Raw genomic sequence first — 22,737 nt, 5'->3', positions numbered from 1 at the left:
CCGCGGCGAGCGGTTCCGCCGGACGTGAGGACAAGGAGACGGGATCATGAAGCACCGCAGCATGGCGATCGCAGTCGTTCTCTTCGGCGTCGCCCTCGGAACGGCTGCGCCTGCGACGGCCACTCCGTGGCAACCGAACCAAACGCAGACGCAACAGGCGGACCCCTGGCCGGACGAAGGAACCGGCTATCCGGGATACGCCGACCCAACCCCTGCCCCGGCACCGCTCGATTCGGTTGATCGAACGACTGCTCTCGACACCAACTCCGTCGCGTTGGGCGCACTGGGTGGCATCTCCCTCGGCGCGGTCGCGCTCGGCGTCACGCTGGTCGTTCTGCGCCGCCGCGACCAGCACGGCCTCTCTGAGTCCTAATGCAGGGCTTGGCGGAGTACGGCGTGGGCGCCGCGGACGATGTCTTCGCGGTTGGTCTCGTACGTCAGGTCGGTGATCTCGGTCTTGTTGGCTGGGTCGAACGACAGCACCGGGACATGCAGGTGACCGGCGGGCATCGACGGGTCGAGCAGGTCGCGCTGGAGAGTGTTGCGGTAGGCAACCTCGTTCGACAGGTACCCGCCACCGGTGCCTTCCGAGGCGATCGAGCCGGGTGTCGGACCCAGCGGCTGCCGGACCGGCGCGGTCTGTCCGTCCGGGATCTCGAGCACTGAGGTGTTCACGCGGGTCCGGAACGGGGTGACGTCGGCCTGCGCCATCCGTGCCAGCGGGAGGCTCGACGTCAGCCACTCCGGGCCGGGCGGCATGCTGGGGGAGACGACCGGGGCGTTGACGGTGCCGCCGCCCCAGAGGTTGTTGTTGTCACCGATCGAGCTGACCGACCGGCGCCGGCCGTTGTAGACCTCGAGGTCGAAGATGCCGGCCCGGCCCTGGCTGGCCGTCATGACCAGGTCCGCGCGCTGCGGGCCGGGGCGGTAGTGCGGGGCGAGGGCGTTCTCGACCATGTTCTCGTCGAAGTCGGTGTAGCGGACCGGGAACATCACGGTCTGGATCTGGTAGGTCGTGCCGTTGATCGTCCAGCGCTGTCCGTCCAGCGTCAGTGCGTTCGCTCCGGACGGGTTGCCGATCCGGATGTCCGCGTCGAGCGTGAACGGATCGAAGCCGGTGACCAGGATCTTCCGTACGCCGGGGGAGAAGCTGCTACTGGTGATGCCGCGTGAGGTGTATTCGAGCGATCGGATCAGGTCGGCGCGTTCCGTCGTACCGAGGCCGAAGCGGGGTTGCCACTGGCGGAGGGCCAGGGCCATAGAGAGGCGGGCCCAGTAGAGGCCGCGATCGTCGGTGGCTGGGAGCGCGTTGGTGCCGGTGACCGGATGTTGGGCGCGGTGGGTCGCCGTACGCCAGAGAGCCTCGCCTTGGGCGTGGACGAGGATGGCGGCAGCCCGCGGGTTCGGCATCGTGCAGAGCAGGCGGGTGAAGAGCGCTACCTGATGGTCGAAGCCGGATCGCTGCAGGATCTGGGCCGGAACCGAGGGACCGCCGGCGACGCCGTTGTCCAGGCGTTGCTCCTCGACGCTGCCGGTGACGGACTGGTCGAGGCAACCGGTGACGACCGGCGCCGCGTGCACGGTGGGCGCGCCGGAGAGAACGGTGGTCAGGGCCAGGGCGCCGACGAGTAGGGATCGGGAGAATGAGCTGGGGCGGAGTCTCATAAGGGGTATCTATCAGATTTCGGCCCGGGAACCGAGAGATCCGAACATCTCGCGGGTATTGCAGACTGTATGCAATCAGCTACCTTCGGAACAGGCGGCGTCGCCCCACGCCGCACTCCCGTGAGGAGCTCTCCGTTGAACACACCGTCGCTTCCGTCCCTGGACACGCCTTCCGGCAGCACGCCGTACCGGAATCGGCCGTCGCGTCGCCGGATGCTGGGTTTGCTCGCGGCCGGAGCTTCCGGCGCGGTCCTCGCCGGCTGTGCGGACGACGCCTCGCCCGAGGTGACGCCTGCCGCCGAGCAGATCGCCGGCGGGACGTTGCCCCCGACAACGGGTTCGACACCCTCGCCGCCGTTGGCTGTTGTTGACGGCAACCAAGCGCTGCAGCAGCTACTGGACGGCAATGCCCGCTTTGTGGCTGAGCGGGACGAGGATCTCGACGAAGGGATCGCGCGCAGGGTCGCGGTGAGCAAGGCGCAGCATCCGTTCGCGACCGTGCTCGGGTGCGTCGACTCCCGGGTCCCGATCGAGCTCGTCTTCGATCAAGGGCTCGGCGATCTGGTCGTCGTACGCAGTGCGGGTGAGGCGCTCGACCAGTCCGTCACCGGCAGCGTGGAGTTCGGGATCGCGGAATTGCGTACTCCTCTTCTCGTCGTCCTGGGCCATCAGCGCTGTGGTGCACTCGACGCGACGATCAAGGCGCTGGACTCGCGTCGGCGAACTGCGGAAGCCGGTGAGCTGGGGTACATCGTCGACGCCCTCGCGCCGGCCGTCCGTCAGGTCGCCGGGAAGGCGGGCGACCGCCTGACCAACGCCGTCCACGCGAACGTCGACCTGGTGCTCGCGACGCTGCGCCAGTCGCCGGTGATCGGCCCGCTGGAGAAGTCCGGCAAGCTCAAACTCGTCGGCGCGTACTACGAACTCGACACCGGCAAGGTGACCGTCAGGTAGGCGGCGCCTGGAAGAGTGGCAGCAGGTAGCGCGTCCAGACCGCGTGCTGGACGACGAGGACGGCGACCCACACCGCAGCCGGGACCAGTGTGCGGATCCACCACGCCAGCTGGTTGACGAGCAGAGCCATCACGATCATCACGATCGCGGTCAGCACGCCTGGTGCGAGGTTCGCCGCGATCTGTTGGTGCAGTGGCCAGCAGGAGGCGTAGGTGCAGCGATCGTCCGGGCCCCAGAAGTACGCGCTGGTGAGCGCGGTGCCGACCACAGCCCAGAAGGCGACGGCCAGGCCCCCGATGACCTGGGCAACTGCACCTGGGAGCGAACCGCGCCCGGCCAGGCGGCCGATGGGGAGTCCGGTGACGAGCATCAGGAGGAGTGCTGAGAGCAGCGCCTGCGCGATCCACCGGTGATCGATGCCTGAACCCGAGTAGGTGACCCCGTGCCCGAGTTGGGAGGGATCGACCCGCGGCAGCGCGTCCATGAGAACGAAGGTGGGATACACGAGGACGACCAGTCCGATCGCGCCGAGCAGCAGAAGAGCAGCTTCGCTCCAGCGTCGGGCTCTGGTCGCGGTGGGTGTGGTCGTTCCGTTGACGTCGGTGGTCACGCGCAGAGTTGGGTGCGGAGGGTCTGGGTGGCCCATTCGACCCAGCGGTCGTGGGACCAGCCGCGGTCGCGGACGAAGAGCAGGTAGAGCTCGGGGCTGAGGATGCCGTAGAGCAGATCGGCGGCCTCGTCGACGGTCAGGCCTCTCCTGCGGCCCGACTTGGTGACGAGGGCCTCCGCGGCCGCGCGTTGTACGACGTACCGCAGGTCCTCGTCGGGTGGCCAGAGGGCGGAGACCTCCGGATCGTTCGCGACGGCGGACTCGAGGACGCGCATGATCGGTGCGACCCGGGCGAGGACGGCGCTGGAGCCGGGGACGTATTCAGCCAGCATGTCCGGGGCGGTGCGCATCGCGACCGCGTCGGTGAACCAGGGGCGCTCCATGGTCGCGACCGGCTCGGTGTCGCCGGCGATCGTGACGTCGACCAGTTCCTTCAGCAAGGCCCGCTTGTTGCCGAACACGAAGTAGATCGTCTGTACCGCGACACCGGCCTGGTCGGCCACGTCCTGCAGGTTGGTCGCGCCGTACCCGTCGGCGACGAAGAGCTCTGTCGCGGCCTGGATGATCCGGCGGCGGGTCTCCTGCGCTTTCTCGGCCCGCTTGCTTGGTCGCTTGACAACGGTCATGACTAGAGTCTATCTCTAGATTCGTTCACTATAAGTCAACTCTAGAGAGAGGCACTAGTCATGTCGCTGATCGCGATCACGAAGTTCGAGGCCGTGACGAAGGACGCGGGGGAGGTGCTGGATCGGCACAACGCGCTGGTCGATGCGGTCCGGGCGTCGATCCCGGGGCTGACGGAGGCACGTCTCGGCCGGGTCGGGGAGAACCAGTGGGCCGGGGTGTGGCGCTGGGAGTCGGCCGACGACCTGAAGGCCGCGCGCGAGCTCGCGCCTACCCTGGCCGAAACGAAGGCGGCCTTCGCGCTGGTCCGTGAGGGTACGTCGGCCGTCGACGAGATCGAGCTGATCGAGGAGCGCTAGACCGCAGGCACCTCGGTCACCCGAAGCGTCGTGCACCCATAAGGAAGGAAGGTGAGCTCCTCCAGCTCCAGCTCCAGCTCCAGGCCGGCCGAGCGGGACGCCGCGCGTCATGGCCAGGACCTTGGTGGCAGGGTCGCAGGTGGCAGGTGGCAGGTGGCAGGTGGCAGGTGGCAGGTGGCAGGTGGCAGGTGGCTGGGCGGTCGGTGCGGCGTGACCGTGAACACCTTCTGGCGACCGTGAACAGGTCATGCCATGTCCGCGGTCCCCAGCTCCTGTCCGCGGTCCCGGGATCCTGTCCGCGGTCCCGGGGTCCTGTCCGCGGTCCCGGGGTCCTGTCCGCGGTCCCGGGGTCCTGTCCGCGGTCCCGGGGTCCTGTCCGCGGTCCCGGGGTCCTGTCCTCGATCCCCAGATCCTGTCCGCGGCGTCGGCCGGCTCACCCTGGCCGAATCTCCTGGGTGGGCACACCGCTAGACCTGCGGAAGCTCGGTGACCCTCAGAGTCGTACAGCCGTACGGGATGAAGGTGAGCTCCTCCGGCCCGCCGATGGCAGGATCCGGGTCAGCCGGGTCGGCGCCGACGGCCGTTGGGTCGGTGGAGTGCCTTGGGGTGGGTGGGGGTGCGGCTGCGGCGCCGTGTTCCAGGGGCCAGGGGATTTGGTGGGCTCGGACTTGGAGGTGGAGTGGGGCGGTGGCGGGGGAGAACGGGTTGGAACTGATCGGTTTCCGGGACAGGTGGGTGTGCTCGGGGTTGATCGCGTAGTTCCAACGGGTGGTGGGGTGGACCTCCCAGGTGGCGTGGGGGTCTTCGCCGGCGATCTGGCGCCAGTCTTCGCCGATCGGGAGTGAGAACACCAGGGGGCCGCGCTCCAGGGTGATCGCTCCACCCGTACGAGGTACCGCCTGGACGCTCGCGCCGAGGTGCAGACGAAGGGTCTGATCACCCGACACCTCGATCTCATGCACGGAACCGGGGGTGGGGTCGGGCGCGTGTTGGTGGTGGGGTGGGTCGGTGGGGGTGTCGATGGTCAGGGTGGGGTTGGTTGCCCACGTGGGGATTCGGAGGCGGAGTCGGCCGGTGCCCTGGGTGGTGATTTCGACGTCGTCGGAGAAAGGGTAGGCGCCGGCTACGGACACCGTCAGGCCCTCGTACTCGAAGGAGCAGGGGGCGTAGGAGAGGGCCGTGAAGGCGCCGTCGGGGGAGCGCATCCACAGTTGGGAGGTGAAGCGGGGCCAGCCTTGGTGGCGGTTGGCGGTGCAGCAGCCGAAGTGGGGTTCGAGGCCGAAGACGTTCGCGTCCGGGCCGTTGTTCGTGTAGATGCGGTCCTCGGTGACGTGGCAGATCACCTGGTTGGCCTGCTGCACGTACTGATGGGTCCATTCATCGGGCGTCGTACTGGCGGGCAGCGCGTTGAAGGCCAGTCGTTCGAGGCGGTCGGCGAGCAGCTCGACCGGACCGAAGGATTCGAGGGCGACCTCGAGCGAGGCGAGGTACTCGACGACTGTGCAGGTCTCGGTGCCCTGGCTCGGATGACGGCCGGCCAGGTGTTCGTCGCAGCTGAAGAGTCCGTTCGCCTGGCCGTGACAGGCGTCCAGCTGCGCGATGAGGTGAAGGAGCCGCGCCTGCTGGTCGACCGACGTGTCATGGCGTTGCCACACCGGCATCGCCTTCAGGCCCATGGCGACGTTGACGCCGTGGGACGACAGGTGGCCGTCGTTCATCCAGTTGCCGTCATGCTGCGCCTGGAACGCACGTAACGTTGCCTCAGGCACCTTACCGGTGAACGGCAGCCGATCGGCATACCCGAACCAGTCGAACCCCTGCTCCTTGCACTTCGCAGCCAGCCCCAGCAGCCAGTCCTCACCAGTCAGGTCGTGCAGCTGGTTGATCACCCACACGACGTCGGTCCACCGAGACCGCGCCCACTCCCGCAGCGGCCACTCGTCCAGCATCGCGTCGAGCAGGCGAAGGAACCTCAGCGCAGCCGGGACGACGCGCGGATCACCCGTCGCGTCGTGGTGCTGCAGCAGTGCCTTGAGCACAATGATCCGCGGCCAACTGTCGTGATCGGCGTACGTCGACTCGCCACTGCGCGGACCGAACCACCCGTCCTCATGCTGGTGCTCGAGGATGTAGTCCACCCACCGCCGCACCTTGGCCTTCAACCGGTCATCGTCCAGCAGGTAGGCGACGCCGACGATCCCGTCCAGCCAGTACGGACCGCGCTCCCAACCCTCCGCATCACCGCCGATCCAGCCACTCCGGGCCACATCCGGCCAGAACTCGTCCAGATGCCCGGACATCCCGTCCGCCTGCAGTCGCAGCCGTTCCAGCAACCACCCCTGCGGGCGGAGGGTTGCCAGCGGCAACGTCCGGAGCGCGGGCTCGGTAAGCCCCGGCATCAATCGATCTGGGTGAGGCGGCCGGTGTCGACGTCGTACATGAAGCCGCCGACCAGGATGTCCTCGCCGATGAGCGGGTGCTCGCGGACGGCCGCGACGTCGCGGCGGAGCGCCTCGAGCTGGTCGGGGATGACGTTGATCGGCAGGTAGCCGGCCGGCTTGCCGGCAGCCTTCTCCACCTGGGCGCGCAGGTCGTCCTCGGACATCGCGGCCATCGCGCAGCGGGTGTGCGGGATGACCATGATCCGGCGGACGCCGAGCAACTGGACGCCGAGCACCAGCCCGGTCATGGTGATCTCGGTGACCCGGCCACCCGCGCTGCGCAGGACCTTCGCGTCGCCTGGCTTCAGCCCGAGCATCTCCAGCGGTGGGATCCGCGAGTCCATGCACGTGACGACGCCGATGCCGGCGTGGGCCAGACCGTCGAAGCCGCCGTAGTGGAAGTCGGCGACGTACTCCGCGTTGGCGGCCAGCAGGTCCTCGAACCCGGTGCTCATCGGGCCTCACCTGGCACAGGGGTTCCGGCTTGCAGGATCGACATCGCGAACGGCTCCTTTCCGCAGGACTCCGGACGGGGTGGATCGGCGGCGACACTGGTGACCGGAACAGTCCAGGACCGGCCGTCGCGATGCCACACCGTCACAGCTTCAGGGTCTTCGCCCGCGACTCTGAGGGCATCCAGTGAGAGTTCACCGATCAGACGGCGTACGGCGATCTCCGCGGCCTGACCGTGCTTGGTCCAGCTCGACCGGCCACGCAGTCCGGTCAGGACGGTCTCGCCGCGATCCGCGGCCGCGAGCACGGCGACGGCGGCCTCGGCGGTGAGGTGTCCGTGCATGGTGCCCGCGGGGAGCACGGTCGCGGTCGGCGCGAAGCGGTGGCCGCCCAGGTGGTTCGCCTCCCAGACCCGGCCCGGCGCGGCCGCGGACAGTGCCTTCACCAGCGGCCGTCCGAGCAGCGCGCAACACTCGTCACGCTTGCCATTCGTGCAGACCAGCATCACCGGATGGTCGACCTGGCGCAGCCCGGGCAGCGATGCAGCGACCGCATCCCGATCGCCGCGGGCGGCCGCGTCCAGGTCAAGCGTCCGCAGCGCCGCCGGCTCGTCGACCAGGCCTCCGAGCAACCAACTCCGCCCGGGCATCGTCGAGCCGACGTACACCTGGCGGGACTGTTCGATTGCGTCCGAGTGCCGGCCGGGAGCGCGGATCAGGCCGAACCTGACGTCCGCCTTCTTGCAGGCGTCGTCGAACTTCCCGCCGAACTCGGGATCGAGGTGACTGTGCGTCGGCGCCTTCGCACCCCAGGGACCCGGCTGCTCGACAACGACCCAGCCGCTCGCGACGACCGCCGTACCGGCCAGCGGCTCGCGCAACTCCCGGCAGAACGTCGAGCACAAGCCGGGCCTACCGGTCGCGTCGGGTCGAACAGTCACGTCATCACGGTACGCGAGGTGGGACGGCTGTCCGGCGTGATGCTCATCATCTGTGCACAACACCACGTCGGCCGAGCAGTAGGACGGCCAGAATCGCGGCGAGGAACGCGCACACCGCGGCTCCGGCGAAGATCGCGTGAACTTGTGAAATAGCCGCGTCGCGGAGCGCGTCCACGAAGGGCCGGCAGGAACCGGGCGCCGACGGGCACAGCTCGTTGGGCGAAGGGATGTCGTCGGCGATGGAGAAGTACCGCCGCAGTCCGATCGCTGTCAGCGCGGACACGCCGACCAGCATGCCGATCATGCGCGCCACCACAACGAGTGCGCTGACCAGACCGTGGGTGTCCGCGGGCGTCGCGCCGAGCATCGCCGTGTTGACCGGCGACAACGCCAGCCCGAACCCGAAGCCGCACAGCAGCAGTACGACGGTCGCCGGGAAGTGATCGAGCGAGTTCCGCCCCCAGAACGCCATCACCACGAACATCGCCCCAGCCAGCGCCAGACCAGCGCCGGTGATGAGACCAAGCCCGAAGCGCCTGGTCAGCCACCCGCCAACTACCGCGCCGACGGGCAGCGCGATCAGGAACCGCAGCAACACCAGCGCCGCGGCCAACTGCCCGCCGCCCTGAGTGGTCCGCGCGAAGACGGGTACGTCGACCAGCGCCGCGATCAACGCACATCCGACCAGGAAGCTGACCGCCAGCGAGCCCCAAGCCGGCCGTGCACCCAGCAGACCTCGCGGCACGATCGCCCGCGTCGTACGGCGTTGCCAGATCGCGAAGCCGACCGCGAAGACCGCGGCAACGACCAGCAGCCACGGACCGGCAGGCGCCATCAGCTCACGCTCGGGGTCAGCAGTCGCGAACGCCAAGACCACTCCGGCCAGCGCGAGAGCCAGCAGGAGTGCGCCGACGAGGTCCACCTGCGACAACACAGCGCGCAACCGACCACGTGTCCGCCACAAGACCAGACCCAGCCAGACCAGGGCCAGAACAAGCGTGACCACGCCGATCGGCGTGAGCAGGCGGGACGACCCAGTGAAGGGCACGAAGGGCAAGCCCAGAGTGACGCCGGTCGCGAGTCGCTCAGGCGCGGTGATGGTCAGCCCGAGTGCGATGCAGGCGAGGACTCCGACCGCGGCTGACAGCGGTGGAGGCTTGAGGCCGCGGAGGAGGAGCGCGAGGAGAACCGCGACGGTCAGATTGAGCCAGAAAATGTAGCGCCAGTCCGCCACCGCCAGCACCGCCGCACCGAGCAGCGGCCCGAGCACCGCCCCGAGTTCCTGGACCGCACCGACGACGCCGAGGGGGAGTCCACGCCGGTCAGCCGGCCACAGGTCGGCGACCAGGGCCAGCGTCGCGGGCACGAGCCCACCACCACCCACACCCTGAAGAAACCGACCGGTTACCACCAGCGAGAGGTCGTACGCCCCGGCCGTGATCAGCGACCCGACCGCGAACAGGATCAGCGCGCCGACGAGCACCGGCGTACGCCCGACCACGTCGGCGATCCGCCCGATCAGGGGCAGTACGGCGATGTAGCCGAGCAGGAACCCCGAGATGATCGGCGCGGCCCGCTGCAGTTCGTCCACCGACAGCCCGACGCCCGCCATCATGTCCGGCAGCGCCAGTACGACGACGTAGGTGTCCGCCGCGGCGAACGCCACCGCGATCGAGGCCAGGGTGAGCCTGGTCTTCGGGCTGCTCACCGGCGCCGCACGGCCGACGGGCGAGTCCTCGCTCACGGCTTGGTGATCTCGACCGTCTCGCCGTACTTGTCCAGGGTGACGTCGTAGCTGCTGGTGGCGCCCTCGTAGAACGGACCGGAGATGGTCGCCGCGACCAACTGCTTGGTGTCCTTGTCGATCTTGAAGGTACTCGGGAAGTCCTGGTCGGCGGGCGCCTTCGGGAAGATGCCCTGCAACGACTTTCCCTGGACCGCGCCGGTGATCTCGGTCAGGACCTTGGCGCCGTCCCTGGTCTCGCCCTTGATCTTCGGGTCCTTCACCTTCGGCAGGACCGAGGTCAGGCCCCTGGCCGGGTCGAGCAGGACGGCCGGGTCGGGCGCGCCGAGGCCCGCCAGTTGGGACGGTGTCAGTTCGAGGAATCGACCGGTGAGCGGGAGCTTCGCGTAGACCTTGCCGTCGACCGCGACGACCTCCGCGTCGATCGGCGAACCGGCCGCGCGCACGGTCAGCTTCCCCTTGAACGCCGGGGCATGGGTCGCGACGCCGTCACCGGACGCCAGCGCCTGCGCGGTCTCCGGCAGGTCGCGGCCGGTCAGCACGATGTGCACGCTGGCCGCCTCGTCGATGGCCTTCTTGGCCGCCGTGAGCATCGCGACCGGGTCGTCACCGGACTGGCCGCCGCCGTCCCCGGAGTCCTTCTTGTCGCTGCACCCCGCCAGCGCCAGCACCAGCACCGCGCCGAGCGCGACGAGTCTCTTCATGGGGGTCAGCCTGCCATGTAACTGACACTGTCTGGAGCACACGCAGCAATCGGTTGAGCCACGGGTACGCCGGAGCCGTCGCGCCGCGGGTCGATCGGGGGCAACTCGACCGGGGCACCGCTGCTCGCACTGGCCCGCACCGGAGCCGCCCCGATGAATCCGAGCAGCAGCCCGTCCTCACCCTTGAGCAGCCGCTGGCACCGCACACCACCAGTGCCGCGCCCCTTGCCCGGGTACTCGCTGAACGGCGTCACCTTCACCGCGCCGACTTCGGTCCCCGGCAGCGCCGACGACGAGCCCGCGATGGTGACGACCTGCGCGTTGCGACCAGCGTTCACAGCACCGAAGAAGACCACCTTTGCGCCGGCGGTCAGGCGAACGCCCGCCATGCCACCCGCCGTCCGTCCCTGCGGCCGAACCGCGGACGCCGGGAAGTGCAGCAACTGCGCGTCCGACGTGATGAAGCACAGTTCCTCGTCGCCGGTGGTCAGCTCGACGGCGCCGATCACCTCGTCGCCCTCCTTGAGGCCGACGATCTCCCACGAGTCGCGGTTGCTCAGGTGGTCCGGGACGACGCGCTTGACCACGCCACCCGTCGTACCCAGGGCGACGCCGATCGAGTCCGGGTCCATCGTCGTCAGGGCGAGCGCCTTCTCGCCGGGCTCGAGCGACACGAACTCGGCCACCGGCGCGCCACCCTGCAGGTTCGGCGCGTTCGCGGTCGTCGGTACGGCGGGCAGGTCCAGCGACTCGAGCCGGATCAACCGGCCCGCGCTGGTGATCAGGCCGTACTGACCGCGCGCCGTACTCTTCACCGCGGACACGATCGCGTCGTGCTTCGCCCTGGTGTCGCCGGTCCCGAACGGCTCCACGCCGTTCGTCCGGGCGAGCAGGCCGGTCGAGCTCATCAGGACCCAGCACGGGTCGTCGCTGACCTCGAGCGGCACGGTCGCGGTCTTGGTCGCACCCGACGACTCCAGCAGCACGGTCCGCCGCGGCGTGCCGTACGTCTTCGCGACCTCGGCCAGCTCGTCCGAGACCGTCTTCTTCAGCAGCGCCTGGTCCTCGAGGATCGCGGTCAGCCGCTCGATCTCGCGCTCCAGTTCGCCCTTCTCGGTCTCCAGCTCGATCTTGGAGAACTTCGTCAGCCGGCGCAGCGGCATGTCCAGGATGTAGTTGGTCTGCACCTCGGTGAGGTCGTAGATCTCCATCAGCCGGGTCCGGGCGGCGGCCGCGTCGTCGCTGGTCCGGATGATCTGGATGACCTCGTCGATGTCCAGGATCGCGATCAGCAGGCCGTCGACGATGTGCAGCCGGTCCTGCGCCTTCTTGCGGCGGAACTCGCTGCGCCGCCGCGTCACGTCGTACCGGTGGTCGAGGTAGACCTCGAGCAGGGTCTTCAGACCGAGGGTGCGCGGCTGGCCGTCGACCAGGCAGACGTTGTTGACGTGGAACGCGTCCTCGAGCGGGGTCAGCTTGTAGAGCTGCTCCAGCAGCGCCTCGGGCACGAAGCCGTTCTTGACCTCGATCACCAGCTGGGTGCCGTGGGTTCGGTCGGTCAGGTCCTTGACGTCGGCGATGCCCTGCAGCTTCTTGGACTGGACCAGGGTCTTGATCTTCTCGATCACCTTCTCCGGGCCGACGGAGTACGGCAGCTCGGTGACGACGATGCCCTTGCGCCGCGGGGTGACGTTCTCGACCCGGGCGGTGGCGCGCATCTTGAAGCTGCCGCGACCGGTCGCGTACGCGTCCTTGATGCCCTCCAGGCCGACGATCTTGCCGCCGGTCGGCAGGTCCGGGCCGGGGATGAACCGCATCAGGTCGTCGAGGTCGGCGGCCGGGGTCTTGATCAGGTGCCGCAGGGCCTGGATCACCTCGACCAGGTTGTGCGGCGCCATGTTGGTCGCCATCCCGACCGCGATGCCGGAAGCGCCGTTGACGACCAGGTTCGGGAAGGCGGCCGGCAGCACCGACGGCTCTTCCTCCTGGCCGTCGTAGTTCGGCTTGAAGTCGACGACGTCCTCGTCCAGGCCGGTCGTCATCGCCATCGCCGGCGGCGCCATCCGGCACTCGGTGTACCGCATCGCGGCGGGACCGTCGTCGAGTGAGCCGAAGTTCCCGTGGCCGTCGATCAGCGGGACCCGCATCGACCAAGGCTGCGCGGTCCGGACCAGCGCGTCGTAGATCGCGCCGTCGCCGTGCGGGTGGTACTTACCCATGACCTCACCGACGACGCGGGCGCTCTTCACGTGTCCGCGGTCGGGGCGGATGTTGTTCTCCGCCATCGAGAACAGGATCCGCCGCTGGACCGGTTTCAGTCCGTCTCGCGCGTCCGGCAGTGCGCGGGCGTAGATCACCGAGTAGGCGTACTCCAGGTAGCTGGCGCGCATCTCGTCGGCGACATCGACGTCGAGGATGCGCTCCTCGAAGTCCTCGGGCTCGGCGGTGGTGCTGGAACGGCGTGCCATGCGGGTTTTACTGCTCCTCGATCGAACCGGTACGGCGCCGCGACGGTCCGGCGCCGTGCCCATTGTCGCTGGTGAACGGCCTTTTGCCCGGCCACGACCCACCGTTGCGTCGGTCGATCCGCCCGATACCGGTCTATTCCACCGCAGCGGACGGCTGCGACCGGCGCAGGATGTACGTCGTCGGGGCCAGAGCGGACCCTACCGCCAGCGTCAGACAAAGTCCGGCGATACCCAGCAACACACCCCACGGCACCGTCACCGGTACGTCGGTCATCCCCGACGTCATGGCGTGCCGGATCAGTATCCCGACGGTGACCGTGATCGCCGTACCGAGGCTGAGGGCGACCACGCCGACCAGCGAGGACTCCCACAGGACCATCCGGCGGATCTGTGCCGGCGTGGCACCCAGCAGCCGCGAGGTGATGAACTCGTGTCGCCGCTGCAGACTGCCCATCAGAAGCGTGTTGGCGATCGCGATGGCGCTGTACAGCGCGGCCGGGCCGAGCAGCAGGATCAGCCCGAACTGGTTGCCCTTCCGCACGCCCTCGGCCTGCTCGGCTTCCCACTCGGCCGCCCGTACGGCGTGGTCGATCGTGCCGAGCAGATCGACACCGGGAGCGGGCAGGACGAAGCTCCGGTCGGGTACGGCGGACGGAGCGTGCTTGCGGGCGAGGTCGAGCGGGATCAGGAAGGACGGGCTGACTCCGAAGGCGTCCGGGACGATCGCGACGATCCGGAGCTTCGCGGCGGTCTTGTCCAGGAACGTCACCGACACCTGGTCGCCGACCTTGTAGCGCTCGAACCCGGACGTTTCCTTGCTTACGGCAACAGTGTTTCCGGTGAGCTTGCCCAGGTCACCGGACAGCGCGGTGAGATTGCGGGTCTGCGTGGCGATCGCCGGGTCGATCCCTTCGGCATCCTCGAGTTCGGCGTCGTCCTGGTCGATCCGGACGAATTGGAGCGGCACCCCGGCGTCCACCGTGCCCAGACCGGCGTCGAGCTCGGCGGCACCGGTCACCACGATGGGTGCACGAACGGAATCGCGGATCGTCGCCTCGGCGCTGTCGGCGGCGAAGCTGAGGCTGAGCACCATCGACCCGGCGACCGCTGAGATGGCGAGGATCGGCGCGGCCAGCGATGCGCTGCGCCTCGGCGAGGCGACGACGTTGCTGCGGGCCAGACTCCCGGACGCCCGGGTCCAGGCGGTCAGCGGCAGCGCCCACAGCCGGCTGATCCACGGGACTATTAGCGGTGCGAGCAGGGTCAGCGCGATGACCAGGAGCATCGGCGTGAACATCGCCAGCGGCATCACGCCCTCGCCGGTCGACGGCCGGATCAGCGTCAGGAGCGTGATCGACCCGGCCATGAAGAGCAGCCCGAAGACGATCCGGACCGGCCCGATCCGCGGCGGCTCCAGTGCGGCCTCGCGCAGCGCATCGATCGGCCCGACCCGTCCGGCCCGTCTGGCCGCGGACCGGGCGCCGAGCATCGCCACGAGCAGCCCGGCACCGACCGCGATCGCCAGCGGCACCCATGGCGAGGCCGGCTCCAGTTTCACGGGCGCCAGTTCGGTGTACGACGCCTTGCGCAGCAGCAGGGGAGTCGCCAACTGCGCCAGCACCGCACCGCTCAGCGCGGCCACGAGTGCGACCACGAACGCTTCGCCGAGGATCATCCGCCGTACCTGCCGTGGTGTCGCGCCGATGAGCCGAAGCAGACCGATCTCGCGGCGCCTGGACGCCACCGCGAAGGCGAACGTGCTGGCGATGACGAAGATCGTGATGAACCCGCTGATCGTCCCGACCATGCTGAGGACGACCTGCAACCCGGACGTGTCCGCGCCGGAGGTCGGTACCCGGACCTGCCTCGGTGCGGCGTCGTTGCCGCCCAGCGTCGTCACGGTGATGCTGTCGGCGAGCGGGCCGCGGTAGGCGATGGTGGCGGCGGTCGCGGTGGCCGCGAGTCCCAGGAGGAAGACTCCGACGGCCAAGGCCACGAACGAACCGGCGTACAGGGAGTGGTGACGGCTGACCGTCTGGCGGCTGAGGTAGAACATCAGCGTTCCAGGTCGCTCATGGCCGCGGCGATCTGGCCCGGCGTACCGCGGTCGAGGTGACCCGCGATCAGCCCGTCGGACAGGAACAGCACCCGCTCGGCGTACGCCGCGGCCACCGGATCGTGAGTGACGATCACCACCGTCTGCCCGGCCCGGTCGGTTGCCTCGCGCAACAGCCCGAGGATCTGCCGGCTCGTCCCGCTGTCCAGCGCGCCGGTCGGCTCGTCGGCGAAGAACACCGATGGCCGGGTGATCAGCGCCCGCGCGATCGCGACCCGCTGCTGTTGCCCTCCGGACAACTCGGCCGGCCTGCGCTTGGCCTTCCCCTCCAACCCGACCTGTTCGAGCACCCGATGGACGTCGCCCCGGCGCGGGCGGCGACCGGTCAACCGCAGTGGCAGTGCCACGTTGTCGTACACGGTCAGCGAAGGGAGCAGGTTGTACGCCTGGAAGACGAACCCCATCTCCTCCCGCCGCAGCTTGGTGAGCGCGACCTCGTCGAGTCCGTTCAGCTTGGTCCCGCCCAGAACGACGCTCCCGCCGGTGGGCTGGTCGAGTCCCGCCGCACACTGCAACAGCGTCGACTTGCCGGAGCCCGACGGACCCATGACGGCCGTGAACGAGCCGCGAGCGAAGTGGTACGTCACGCCTCGCAGCGCATCGACCGCCCCGGCTTTGGACCTGTAGGTCTTGGTGATGCCGTCCAGCAGCAGGGCCGGCGCTTCGGTGGGTACGACGCTCGGGTGCGTCGGCGCGGTAGCGGTCATGGTTCCAGCCAACCGCCGGTACGGCGTTTGCACCCTGGCCTGTGGAGGAGACCTGTAGTAGCGCGCACGCTACCGTCCGGCGGGCCGCCCTGGACCTAGGGTGGCACGGTGGACAGATCCGTACCGATGACGCCGTGGGCAGCGCTCGCGTCACCGCGCTACGTGGTGTCGTCCTGGCCGTGGCGCAGCTACGCCTATCTGTTCACCTCGGTGCCGGTCGGAGTACTGACCTTCGCCATCCTCATCGTCGCGGCCGCGGCCAGCATCGTCCTGAGCCCGATCCTGATCGGGGTCCTGCTGCTGACGGCGTTCCCGCTGATCGGCGTCGCGATCGGCCGGATCGAGCGGTGGCGTGCCGGATTGGTGCTGGTCGGCGGCATCAAGACTCCGCACGCGGACATGCCCGCGTCGCTGTCGGTGCGGGAGAAGCTGAAGTTCCGCCGCCGCGAGCAGGCGTCGTTGCGGTCCGTCGGATACGGATTCGTCCTCGGCGTCTTCGTCTGGCCGCTCAGTGCCGCCGTGGCAGGGCTGAGTGCGGCCACCCTGCTCACGACGCTGGCCGCGCCGATCATTGCCAGCATCGACGAGATGGGGATGGGGCCGTGGATCCTGGACTCGACCCAGGAAGGGCTCATCTTCCTGGTCGCGTTCGGGCCACCGTTCTTCGTCGTCAGCTCCTACCTGGTCGGTGTGGTCGCCGGAGCAGAAGCGTCGCTGGCGAGGGCGATGCTCGGCCCGCGGCAGGACGAACTGCAACGGAACCTGGCGGAGTTGCGCCGGTCGCGGCTGGATCTGGTCGACGCGTTCGAGACCGAGCGGGCCCGGATCGAGCGGCATCTGCACGACGGCGTACAGCAGCGGCTCGTCGGGCTCACGATGACGCTCGGATTGGCGGAGCTGGACGTGCCCGAGGGGGAGGGCCGGCGGCTGGTGGTGAAGGCGCATGCCGAGGCGGAGGCGGCGCTGGCCGATCTGCGCGAGGCGGTCCGCGGGATCCACCCGCGGGTTCTGGTCGACCACGGGCTGGAGGCCGCCGTACGGGAGGTGGCGGACCGCAGTCCGCTGCCGGTGACTGTGCAGATGGCGTTGCCGTCGCGGTTGCCGTCGCCGATCGAGGCGGCGGCGTACTTCGTGGTCAGTGAGGCGCTCGCGAACGTCGCGAAGCACGCGCGGGCCACGCACTGCGAGGTGGCCGGTTGGGTCGATCGGCAGCAGTTGGTCATCACGATCACCGACGACGGGATCGGCGGCGCGCGGGCCGGTGCCGGGACCGGACTGACCGGGTTGGTGACCCGATTGGACGCGTTGGGAGGCACACTCGTCATCGACAGCCCATCCGGTGGGCCGACACGACTGAGGATGGAGTGCCCGTGCCGACTCGGCGACTGAGCATCGTGCTGGCCGAAGACTCGCTGCTGTTGCGGGAGGGGCTGGCCCGCATCCTGGATCGCGCCGGGCACGAAGTACGCGACACCGTCGGAGACGCGGACACACTGCTGGCCGTCGTCCGCAAGAACCCTCCGGATGTGGTGATCACCGATGTCCGGATGCCGCCGGGGCACAGCGACGAGGGGCTACGGGCGGCTGCCGCGATCCGGGCCGAGCTTCCGTCGATCGGGATCCTCGTGCTGTCGCAGTACGTCGCGGATGCGTACCTGTCATCGTTGCTGGAGACAACGACCGGCGGGATCGGGTACCTGCTGAAGGACCGGGTCGGGCATGTCGCGGAGTTCCTCGAGTCGCTCGACCGGGTCGCCGACGGCGGGATGGTGGTCGACCCTGAGGTGGTGCGTCAGCTGCTGGCCCGGCGCCGGAACGACGGGCCGCTGTCGGCGCTCACGCCGCGGGAGCTGGAGGTGCTCGCGCTGATGGCCGAGGGCCGGGTGAACGCGTCGATCGCGGAGCAGCTGGTCGTCAGCGAGGCCGCCGTACGCAAGCACGTCGGCAACATTTTCGCGAAGCTGCAGCTCGACGAAGGACTGGACCGGCGCGTCTCCGCCGTCCTCACCTACCTGCGGGGTTGAAGCTCGCGAGAGGATCTAGGCATGGACAGTGATATCCGGAAGATCCTGGCGGACTGCCAGACCTGGGCCGTGGTGGGGTTGTCGAACAACACGAGCCGGGCGGCGTACGGCGTGGCGCGGTTCCTGCAGGGGCACGGTAAGCGGATCGTGCCGGTGCACCCCGCGGCCGAGACCGTGCACGGCGAGCAGGGGTACGCGACGCTGGCGGACATCCCGTTCCCGGTGGACTGCGTGGATGTGTTCGTCCGGTCCGAGCTGGCCGGCGACATCGCGGACCAGGCGGTGGGAATCAACGCCAAGGCGGTGTGGTTCCAACTCGATGTAGTGGACGATGACGCCTACGCCCGGACGACGGCCGCGGGACTCACGATGGTGATGAACCACTGCCCGGCCATCGAGTGGGGGCGCCTCGGTCCGTCCTGACCAACCCAAGGGGCCTGATGTTCACGATCGACACTTCCACCGACTTCGGCAAGCGGATCGCGCGGCAGCTGGACGACGAAATCGTGGTGTGGCTGACCACGGTCGGCAAGTCCGGTACGCCGGCGCCGAACCCGGTCTGGTTCCTCTGGCACAACGGCGAGGTGCTCATCAGCAGCCAGCGGAACAAGGCCAAGCTGCACAACATCGCCGCCCACCCGCAGGTGGCCCTGAACTTCAACGCCACGCACAGCGGGGGAGACGTCGGTGTCATCTCCGGTACGGCGGTGATCGACGAGCAGCCGATCTCCGGCGATGCCCTGGCCGCCTACAACGCGAAGTACGCCGACGACATCGCCGGCCTCGGGATGACCACCGACGGCTTCCACCAGGACTACTCGGTCCTGATCCGCCTCACCCCAGAGAAACTGCGCGGTTTCTGAGTTGCTGATGCCCTCCCGGCCGGAGCCAGGAGGGCATCGCAGTGCTCAGTTCAGGTAGCCCTCGACGGTGTCGGCGGAGCGGGGCTGGGCGCTGTCGGGGTTCTCGCCGAACTCGCGCTTGGCGCGGCGCTGCCGGAGCAGGTCCCAGCACTGGTCGAGCTCGACCTCGAGGGCCCGCAGACGGGCGTGCTCGTCGGCGTCGTTGATCTTCCCACCGGCGTGCTTGGTGCGGAGCTCGTGCTCTTCGGCGACCAGTTCGTCGATCCGGCTGAAGAGGCTGTTGTCATCGGTCATGAGGAAACCGTACGCCCGTCCGGAAGCCGGGCGCGGGCGAGGAGTTCGGTGATGGCCAGGATCGCGATCGACTCGGACGCGATCAGGCCGAGCAGGACCACGAGCTGCAATGCGGCGGCCTCGGTGGGCGACGCGCCGCCGAGCACCATCCCGACGAAGGCCCCGGGCAGCGACACCAGGCCCACCGTTCGGGTCTGGTCGAGTGCGGGCAGCAGCGCGTCGCCGGCCACCGGGCCGACCACCAGCTTGAACGCGTCCGGAGGGAGCAGCCCGATCGACAGCCCGGCCTCGAACTCGCCGAACCGGGTCCCGTACTCGCTCAGCATCCGCCGTCCGGCCAGCGTGGTGGCGGTCATCGTGCCGCCGATGATGATGCCGCCCATCGGCAGGATCGTCGCCGGGTTACGCGGTACGACGCCCGGCCCGATCAGCAGCAGGAGTACGACGAACGCACCGAGACCGATCGCGGTCCCGCAGTACATCCACTGCTGTGGGATGACAGCGGTCTGATGGAGACGCCGCGTACTGGTGAAGGTCGCGATCACGAACATCACCAGCACGAACGCGATCGCCCCGAGCGTGTGCTGCAGGGCGACCCCGACGACCGCGCCGACGGCGGCCAGCTGCACGACGGCACGCAGGGCCGCGGTGACGATCCCCTTGTCGTGCCGCGTTCCGGCGTACCGGGACGCGGCCACGCCGATCACGATCAGCAGCGGCAGGACGACAACCGCGGCGAGGCCCAGGCCGGTGTCGGGGGACATCCGCCCATTTCAGCACGCACCCCCTCGCCCGGGGTGCGCTGACTCACCCTTGCTTGAAGTCGGCCTCGTCGTACGTGTGCTCGCCGCCGGACCCGCTCTCCACCTTCGACGCCTCGTCCGCGCGCAGCTCGACCCGCCGGATCTTGCCCGAGATCGTCTTCGGCAGCTCGGCGAACTCGATCCGGCGGATCCGCTTGTACGGCGCGAGGTGCTCGCGGCAGAACCGCAGGATCTCGCCGGCCAGCTCCCGCGACGGCTGGTGTCCGGCGGCCAGTACGACGTACGCCTTGGGCACCGCGAACCGGACCGGATCCGGCGACGGTACGACGGCCGCCTCGGCCACGGCCGGATGCTCGATCAGCACGGACTCCAGCTCGAACGGCGAGATCCGGTAGTCACTGGCTTTGAAGACGTCGTCGGAGCGCCCGACGTACGTGATGTAGCCGTCCTCGTCCCGGCTCGCGACGTCGCCGGTGTGGTAGTAACCGCCGCGCATCACCTCGTCGGTCAGCTCCCGGGCGTCGCGGTAGCCGCGCATCAACGGGACCGGCGCCGGGGCCAGCTCGATGGAGATCTCGCCGTCGTCGCCGATCTCGTCGGTGGACGGGTCGATCAGCGCGATGCTGTAGCCGGGCAGCGGGCGGCCCATCGAGCCGAGCTTCACCGGCTGACCCGGCGGGTTGCCGATCTGGGCGGTCGTCTCGGTCTGGCCGTAACCGTCCCGGATGGTGATGTCCCAGGCGGTACGGACCTGCTCGATCACCTCGGGGTTGAGCGGTTCGCCCGCCGAGATGCACTCGCGGATCTGCACCTTCACCGCGGACAGGTCGGCCTGGATCAGCATCCGCCACACCGTCGGCGGCGCGCAGAACGTGGTCACGCCGTACGTCTGCAGGACACGCAGCATCTTCTCGGCGTCGAAGCGGGTGTAGTTGTACAGGAACACGGTCGCGCCGGCGTTCCAGGGCGCGAAGACGTTGCTCCAGGAGTGCTTCGCCCAGCCGGGGGAGGAGACGTTGAGGTGGACGTCGCCGGGCTGGAGACCGATCCAGTACATCGTCGACAGGTGACCGACCGGGTAGCTGACCTGCGTGTGCTCGACCAGCTTCGGCTGGCTCGTCGTACCCGAGGTGAAGTAGAGCAGCAGCGAGTCGTCGGCCGCCGTATCGACCTCGGGGACCGGTCCGTCGTACGTCGCCGCGTCGTCGTACTGCAGCCAGCCCTCGACCGGTGCGCCGACGGCGACGCGGATGCAGTCGTCGGCGATACCGGCGTACCGGCCGGCCTCCGCGCTGCTGGTGACGACTGCACGAACACTGCCGCGGGTGATCCGGTCCGCCAGGTCGGCGTCGGTAAGCAGCGTGGTGGCGGGGATCATGACAGCGCCGGCCCGGATGCAGCCGAGCATGGTCTCCCAGAGCGGGACGGTGTTGCCGAGCACGATCAGCACCCGATCGCCTGGCCTCAGACCGGCCTCGGTGAGCCAGCCGGCGACCTTGCGGGACTGCTCGGCCATCTCGGCGTACGTCCGTGAGTTGACCTCACCGTCCTCCTCGACGATGGTCAGCGCGGCCACCTCGGGCTGCTCGACCGCCAGCGCGTCGAACCAGTCCCGGGCCCAGTTGAACCGCTCGAACCGCGGCCAGCTGAAATCCCGGTACGCCGTCTCGTAATCCTCCCGATGCGCCACCAGGAAGTCCCGCGCCGCCCGGAACTCCCGCGTCACGTCCGCCGTGCTCTGCTCACCGCTGTCCGCTGGGCTCATGACCGCACTATTGCCCAACCAGTACCGCTCGGTAAACCGTGCCACTCCGCCGGTCGGGGGTGCTGCGGCACCATCTCGTGGGTTGACCCACGAGATGGTGGGTTGGCTACCCGCCTGCCGCTGGCCAACCCACTGTCTGATGGGTCAGCCCACCAAATGGGGTCTCATCGCGCGGTCTCGTGGGTCAGCCGAGCGCCAGTACCGCGCCGGTGACGACGAGTGGGGTGAGGATGAGGCCGCGCCACAGGAACGACCACCAGGTGATGTCGACGCGGGCGGCGTCGCAGCGGGCTCGCCACAGCAGAGTGGCCAGCGACCCCCAGAGGGTCAGCAGGCAGCCGCAGTTGACGCCGATGAGCAGCGCCATCATCCGGTGGGCGTCGTTCGACGCGACCGGCTCCATCGCCAGGTACGCCGGGAGGTTGTCGACCAGGTTCGCCCCGAGGGCCGCGGTCGCGCTCAGCCGGAGCTCGGACGTGGTCCCGGCGACCCGGTTCAGCAAGCCCTCCAGGCCGTGGTCGGTGAGGAATCCGACGACGGTGAACAACACCACCACGGTGATCACAAGCTTCGCCGGGATCAGCGACCACCTGAGCGTCGACCGCCGCCGTACCGCGAACAGCACGACGAGCACCACCGCTCCGATACTCGCGGGCACTGCCACCTCGATCCCGGACACGAACGCCGGTCCGAGCAGCACGCACACTCCGGCCGCACCCCAGAACAGCACCTTGTCGTCCACCTGAGGAGTCGGCGGTACGACGTACTTCCGGCCGAGGTCCCGGTGGAACAGGACCGCGAGCACGGCGACCGTGATCACGATCGCCGCGATTGCCGGCCGCCAGCTCACCGAGAGGTACTCGACGTCGAGCTTGCGGAACTGATGGAGCGCGAGCAGGTTGGTCAGGTTCGACACCGGGAGTAACAACGAGGCGGTCCCGGCCAGCCAGACGGTGGTGAACGCGAACAACTTCGGCGGGATGTCCAGCTGCCTGGCCATCGCGAGCACGACCGGGGTAAGCAGGACCGCGCACGTGTCGAGGGACAGCACGATCGTCAGCCCGGTGGCGAGCACGACCACGAGCAGCCACAACCGCCAGACCTTGCCCCGGGCCAGGTGGGCCGCCTCCCGGGCGGCGACGTCGAACACCTTGGCCTCGTCGGCCAGCTCGGCGATCACGGTCACCGCGATCAGGAACACCAGCACAGGCGCGATTCGCGCGATCAAAATGCACGACCTCC

General features: G+C 69.1%; 22 protein-coding genes. 7 read left to right on the top strand and 15 right to left on the bottom strand.

The features are described 5' to 3' along the window. The first annotated feature begins 46 nt into the window (after positions 1 to 46). Positions 47 to 373 (top strand): hypothetical protein, encoded by a 327-nt coding sequence (locus tag OG817_RS15605; RefSeq protein WP_406055320.1) that lies wholly within the window; start codon positions 47 to 49, stop codon positions 371 to 373. Here OG817_RS15605 and OG817_RS15600 read toward each other — a convergent pair. After that, positions 370 to 1,665: a hypothetical protein gene (locus tag OG817_RS15600; protein WP_406055318.1), complete on the bottom strand. Its 1,296-nt coding sequence runs from the start codon at positions 1,663 to 1,665 to the stop codon at positions 370 to 372. The two genes, OG817_RS15605 and OG817_RS15600, sit on opposite strands and share 4 nt — an antisense overlap. Positions 1,666 to 1,800: 135 nt before the next feature. Here OG817_RS15600 and OG817_RS15595 point away from each other — a divergent pair, with 135 nt between their 5' ends. Next, complete coding sequence (locus tag OG817_RS15595) at positions 1,801 to 2,619, top strand: carbonic anhydrase (protein WP_406055316.1); 819 nt, start codon at positions 1,801 to 1,803, stop codon at positions 2,617 to 2,619. On the opposite strand, the gene OG817_RS15590 is transcribed toward OG817_RS15595, so the two are convergent. Both OG817_RS15590 and OG817_RS15585 read right to left on the bottom strand, forming a co-directional pair. Next, positions 2,612 to 3,229 carry a hypothetical protein gene (locus tag OG817_RS15590; RefSeq protein WP_406055314.1) on the bottom strand — a complete coding sequence of 206 codons (618 nt, stop codon included), beginning with the start codon at positions 3,227 to 3,229 and terminating at the stop codon, positions 2,612 to 2,614. The genes OG817_RS15595 and OG817_RS15590 overlap by 8 nt on opposite strands. Further along, positions 3,226 to 3,855, bottom strand: coding sequence for a TetR/AcrR family transcriptional regulator (locus tag OG817_RS15585; protein WP_406055312.1), 630 nt, complete (start codon positions 3,853 to 3,855; stop codon positions 3,226 to 3,228). The genes OG817_RS15590 and OG817_RS15585 overlap by 4 nt, the downstream gene beginning before the upstream one ends. Positions 3,856 to 3,915: 60 nt before the next feature. Here OG817_RS15585 and OG817_RS15580 point away from each other — a divergent pair, with 60 nt between their 5' ends. Continuing rightward, complete coding sequence (locus tag OG817_RS15580) at positions 3,916 to 4,212, top strand: hypothetical protein (RefSeq protein WP_396390383.1); 297 nt, start codon at positions 3,916 to 3,918, stop codon at positions 4,210 to 4,212. A gap of 467 nt (positions 4,213 to 4,679) precedes the next feature. Here OG817_RS15580 and OG817_RS15575 read toward each other — a convergent pair whose 3' ends face one another. From OG817_RS15575 to OG817_RS15540, 8 genes are all read right to left on the bottom strand, one after another. Continuing rightward, complete coding sequence (locus tag OG817_RS15575) at positions 4,680 to 6,611, bottom strand: beta-L-arabinofuranosidase domain-containing protein (RefSeq protein ID WP_406055309.1); 1,932 nt, start codon at positions 6,609 to 6,611, stop codon at positions 4,680 to 4,682. Then, positions 6,611 to 7,108 (bottom strand): beta-class carbonic anhydrase, encoded by a 498-nt coding sequence (locus OG817_RS15570; RefSeq protein WP_396390385.1) that lies wholly within the window; start codon positions 7,106 to 7,108, stop codon positions 6,611 to 6,613. Before OG817_RS15570 ends, OG817_RS15575 begins: the two co-directional genes overlap by 1 nt. After that, on the bottom strand, positions 7,105 to 8,046 hold the full coding sequence (locus tag OG817_RS15565) for a sucrase ferredoxin (protein ID WP_406055307.1): 942 nt from the start codon (positions 8,044 to 8,046) through the stop codon (positions 7,105 to 7,107). The genes OG817_RS15570 and OG817_RS15565 overlap by 4 nt, the downstream gene beginning before the upstream one ends. Positions 8,047 to 8,092: 46 nt before the next feature. Further along, entirely contained in the window at positions 8,093 to 9,790 is a 1,698-nt protein-coding gene (locus OG817_RS15560; protein WP_406055305.1) for an MFS transporter, read from the bottom strand. Further along, a complete protein-coding gene (locus OG817_RS15555; RefSeq protein WP_396390388.1) occupies positions 9,787 to 10,494 on the bottom strand; it encodes an LppX_LprAFG lipoprotein in 708 nt (235 codons plus the stop codon). Before OG817_RS15555 ends, OG817_RS15560 begins: the two co-directional genes overlap by 4 nt. Positions 10,495 to 10,499: 5 nt before the next feature. After that, a complete protein-coding gene (locus OG817_RS15550; protein ID WP_406055303.1) occupies positions 10,500 to 12,962 on the bottom strand; it encodes a DNA topoisomerase (ATP-hydrolyzing) subunit A in 2,463 nt (820 codons plus the stop codon). Between the two features lie 133 nt (positions 12,963 to 13,095). Further along, positions 13,096 to 15,018 carry an FtsX-like permease family protein gene (locus OG817_RS15545; RefSeq protein ID WP_406055301.1) on the bottom strand — a complete coding sequence of 641 codons (1,923 nt, stop codon included), beginning with the start codon at positions 15,016 to 15,018 and terminating at the stop codon, positions 13,096 to 13,098. Next, entirely contained in the window at positions 15,018 to 15,785 is a 768-nt protein-coding gene (locus OG817_RS15540; RefSeq protein WP_406055299.1) for an ABC transporter ATP-binding protein, read from the bottom strand. Before OG817_RS15540 ends, OG817_RS15545 begins: the two co-directional genes overlap by 1 nt. 108 nt (positions 15,786 to 15,893) lie before the next feature. Between OG817_RS15540 and OG817_RS15535 the strand changes: the two genes are divergently transcribed. From OG817_RS15535 to OG817_RS15520, 4 genes are read left to right on the top strand one after another with little or no spacing between them, the layout of a single operon-like run. Further along, a complete protein-coding gene (locus OG817_RS15535) occupies positions 15,894 to 17,174 on the top strand; it encodes a sensor histidine kinase (protein WP_406055297.1) in 1,281 nt (426 codons plus the stop codon). Beyond that, on the top strand, positions 17,156 to 17,809 hold the full coding sequence (locus OG817_RS15530; RefSeq protein WP_406055295.1) for a LuxR C-terminal-related transcriptional regulator: 654 nt from the start codon (positions 17,156 to 17,158) through the stop codon (positions 17,807 to 17,809). The genes OG817_RS15535 and OG817_RS15530 overlap by 19 nt, the downstream gene beginning before the upstream one ends. 21 nt (positions 17,810 to 17,830) lie before the next feature. Then, the gene (locus tag OG817_RS15525) at positions 17,831 to 18,232 is read left to right on the top strand and encodes a CoA-binding protein (RefSeq protein ID WP_360448890.1); all 402 of its coding nucleotides are present in this window, start codon (positions 17,831 to 17,833) and stop codon (positions 18,230 to 18,232) included. A gap of 17 nt (positions 18,233 to 18,249) precedes the next feature. After that, positions 18,250 to 18,672: a TIGR03667 family PPOX class F420-dependent oxidoreductase gene (locus tag OG817_RS15520; protein WP_406055293.1), complete on the top strand. Its 423-nt coding sequence runs from the start codon at positions 18,250 to 18,252 to the stop codon at positions 18,670 to 18,672. 45 nt (positions 18,673 to 18,717) lie between these two features. On the opposite strand, the gene OG817_RS15515 is transcribed toward OG817_RS15520, so the two are convergent. The 4 genes from OG817_RS15515 to OG817_RS15500 form a co-directional block, all read right to left on the bottom strand. Beyond that, positions 18,718 to 18,966, bottom strand: a complete 249-nt coding sequence (locus tag OG817_RS15515) for a DUF2630 family protein (RefSeq protein WP_406055291.1) — start codon at positions 18,964 to 18,966, stop codon at positions 18,718 to 18,720. After that, positions 18,963 to 19,730 carry an ABC transporter permease gene (locus OG817_RS15510; RefSeq protein ID WP_406055289.1) on the bottom strand — a complete coding sequence of 256 codons (768 nt, stop codon included), beginning with the start codon at positions 19,728 to 19,730 and terminating at the stop codon, positions 18,963 to 18,965. The genes OG817_RS15515 and OG817_RS15510 overlap by 4 nt, the downstream gene beginning before the upstream one ends. Positions 19,731 to 19,773: 43 nt before the next feature. Beyond that, on the bottom strand, positions 19,774 to 21,495 hold the full coding sequence (locus OG817_RS15505) for an AMP-binding protein (protein WP_406055287.1): 1,722 nt from the start codon (positions 21,493 to 21,495) through the stop codon (positions 19,774 to 19,776). A 184-nt stretch (positions 21,496 to 21,679) separates the two neighbouring features. Next, complete coding sequence (locus OG817_RS15500) at positions 21,680 to 22,723, bottom strand: SLC13 family permease (protein ID WP_406055285.1); 1,044 nt, start codon at positions 22,721 to 22,723, stop codon at positions 21,680 to 21,682. Between the last annotated feature and the right edge of the window lie 14 nt (positions 22,724 to 22,737).

It is taken from the genome of Kribbella sp. NBC_00889, from assembly GCF_045207705.1.
In the GTDB taxonomy this organism is placed as follows: Bacteria; Actinomycetota; Actinomycetes; order Propionibacteriales; family Kribbellaceae; genus Kribbella.
The sequence above is the reverse complement of the archived record's forward strand: the minus strand, read 5'-3'. Positions and strand labels throughout refer to the sequence as shown.

Excerpts from the sequence above, each read along its gene's own strand:
- OG817_RS15605 (WP_406055320.1), top strand. The coding sequence starts at position 47 with ATGAAGCACCGCAGCATGGCGATCGCAGTCGTTCTCTTCGGCGTCGCC.
- OG817_RS15600 (WP_406055318.1), bottom strand. The coding sequence starts at position 1,665 with ATGAGACTCCGCCCCAGCTCATTCTCCCGATCCCTACTCGTCGGCGCC.
- OG817_RS15585 (WP_406055312.1), bottom strand. The coding sequence starts at position 3,855 with ATGACCGTTGTCAAGCGACCAAGCAAGCGGGCCGAGAAAGCGCAGGAG.
- OG817_RS15580 (WP_396390383.1), top strand. The coding sequence starts at position 3,916 with ATGTCGCTGATCGCGATCACGAAGTTCGAGGCCGTGACGAAGGACGCG.
- OG817_RS15575 (WP_406055309.1), bottom strand. The coding sequence starts at position 6,611 with ATGCCGGGGCTTACCGAGCCCGCGCTCCGGACGTTGCCGCTGGCAACC.
- OG817_RS15570 (WP_396390385.1), bottom strand. The coding sequence starts at position 7,108 with ATGAGCACCGGGTTCGAGGACCTGCTGGCCGCCAACGCGGAGTACGTC.
- OG817_RS15555 (WP_396390388.1), bottom strand. The coding sequence starts at position 10,494 with ATGAAGAGACTCGTCGCGCTCGGCGCGGTGCTGGTGCTGGCGCTGGCG.
- OG817_RS15550 (WP_406055303.1), bottom strand. The coding sequence starts at position 12,962 with ATGGCACGCCGTTCCAGCACCACCGCCGAGCCCGAGGACTTCGAGGAG.
- OG817_RS15545 (WP_406055301.1), bottom strand. The coding sequence starts at position 15,018 with ATGTTCTACCTCAGCCGCCAGACGGTCAGCCGTCACCACTCCCTGTAC.
- OG817_RS15540 (WP_406055299.1), bottom strand. The coding sequence starts at position 15,785 with ATGACCGCTACCGCGCCGACGCACCCGAGCGTCGTACCCACCGAAGCG.
- OG817_RS15525 (WP_360448890.1), top strand. The coding sequence starts at position 17,831 with ATGGACAGTGATATCCGGAAGATCCTGGCGGACTGCCAGACCTGGGCC.
- OG817_RS15520 (WP_406055293.1), top strand. The coding sequence starts at position 18,250 with ATGTTCACGATCGACACTTCCACCGACTTCGGCAAGCGGATCGCGCGG.
- OG817_RS15515 (WP_406055291.1), bottom strand. The coding sequence starts at position 18,966 with ATGACCGATGACAACAGCCTCTTCAGCCGGATCGACGAACTGGTCGCC.
- OG817_RS15510 (WP_406055289.1), bottom strand. The coding sequence starts at position 19,730 with ATGTCCCCCGACACCGGCCTGGGCCTCGCCGCGGTTGTCGTCCTGCCG.
- OG817_RS15505 (WP_406055287.1), bottom strand. The coding sequence starts at position 21,495 with ATGAGCCCAGCGGACAGCGGTGAGCAGAGCACGGCGGACGTGACGCGG.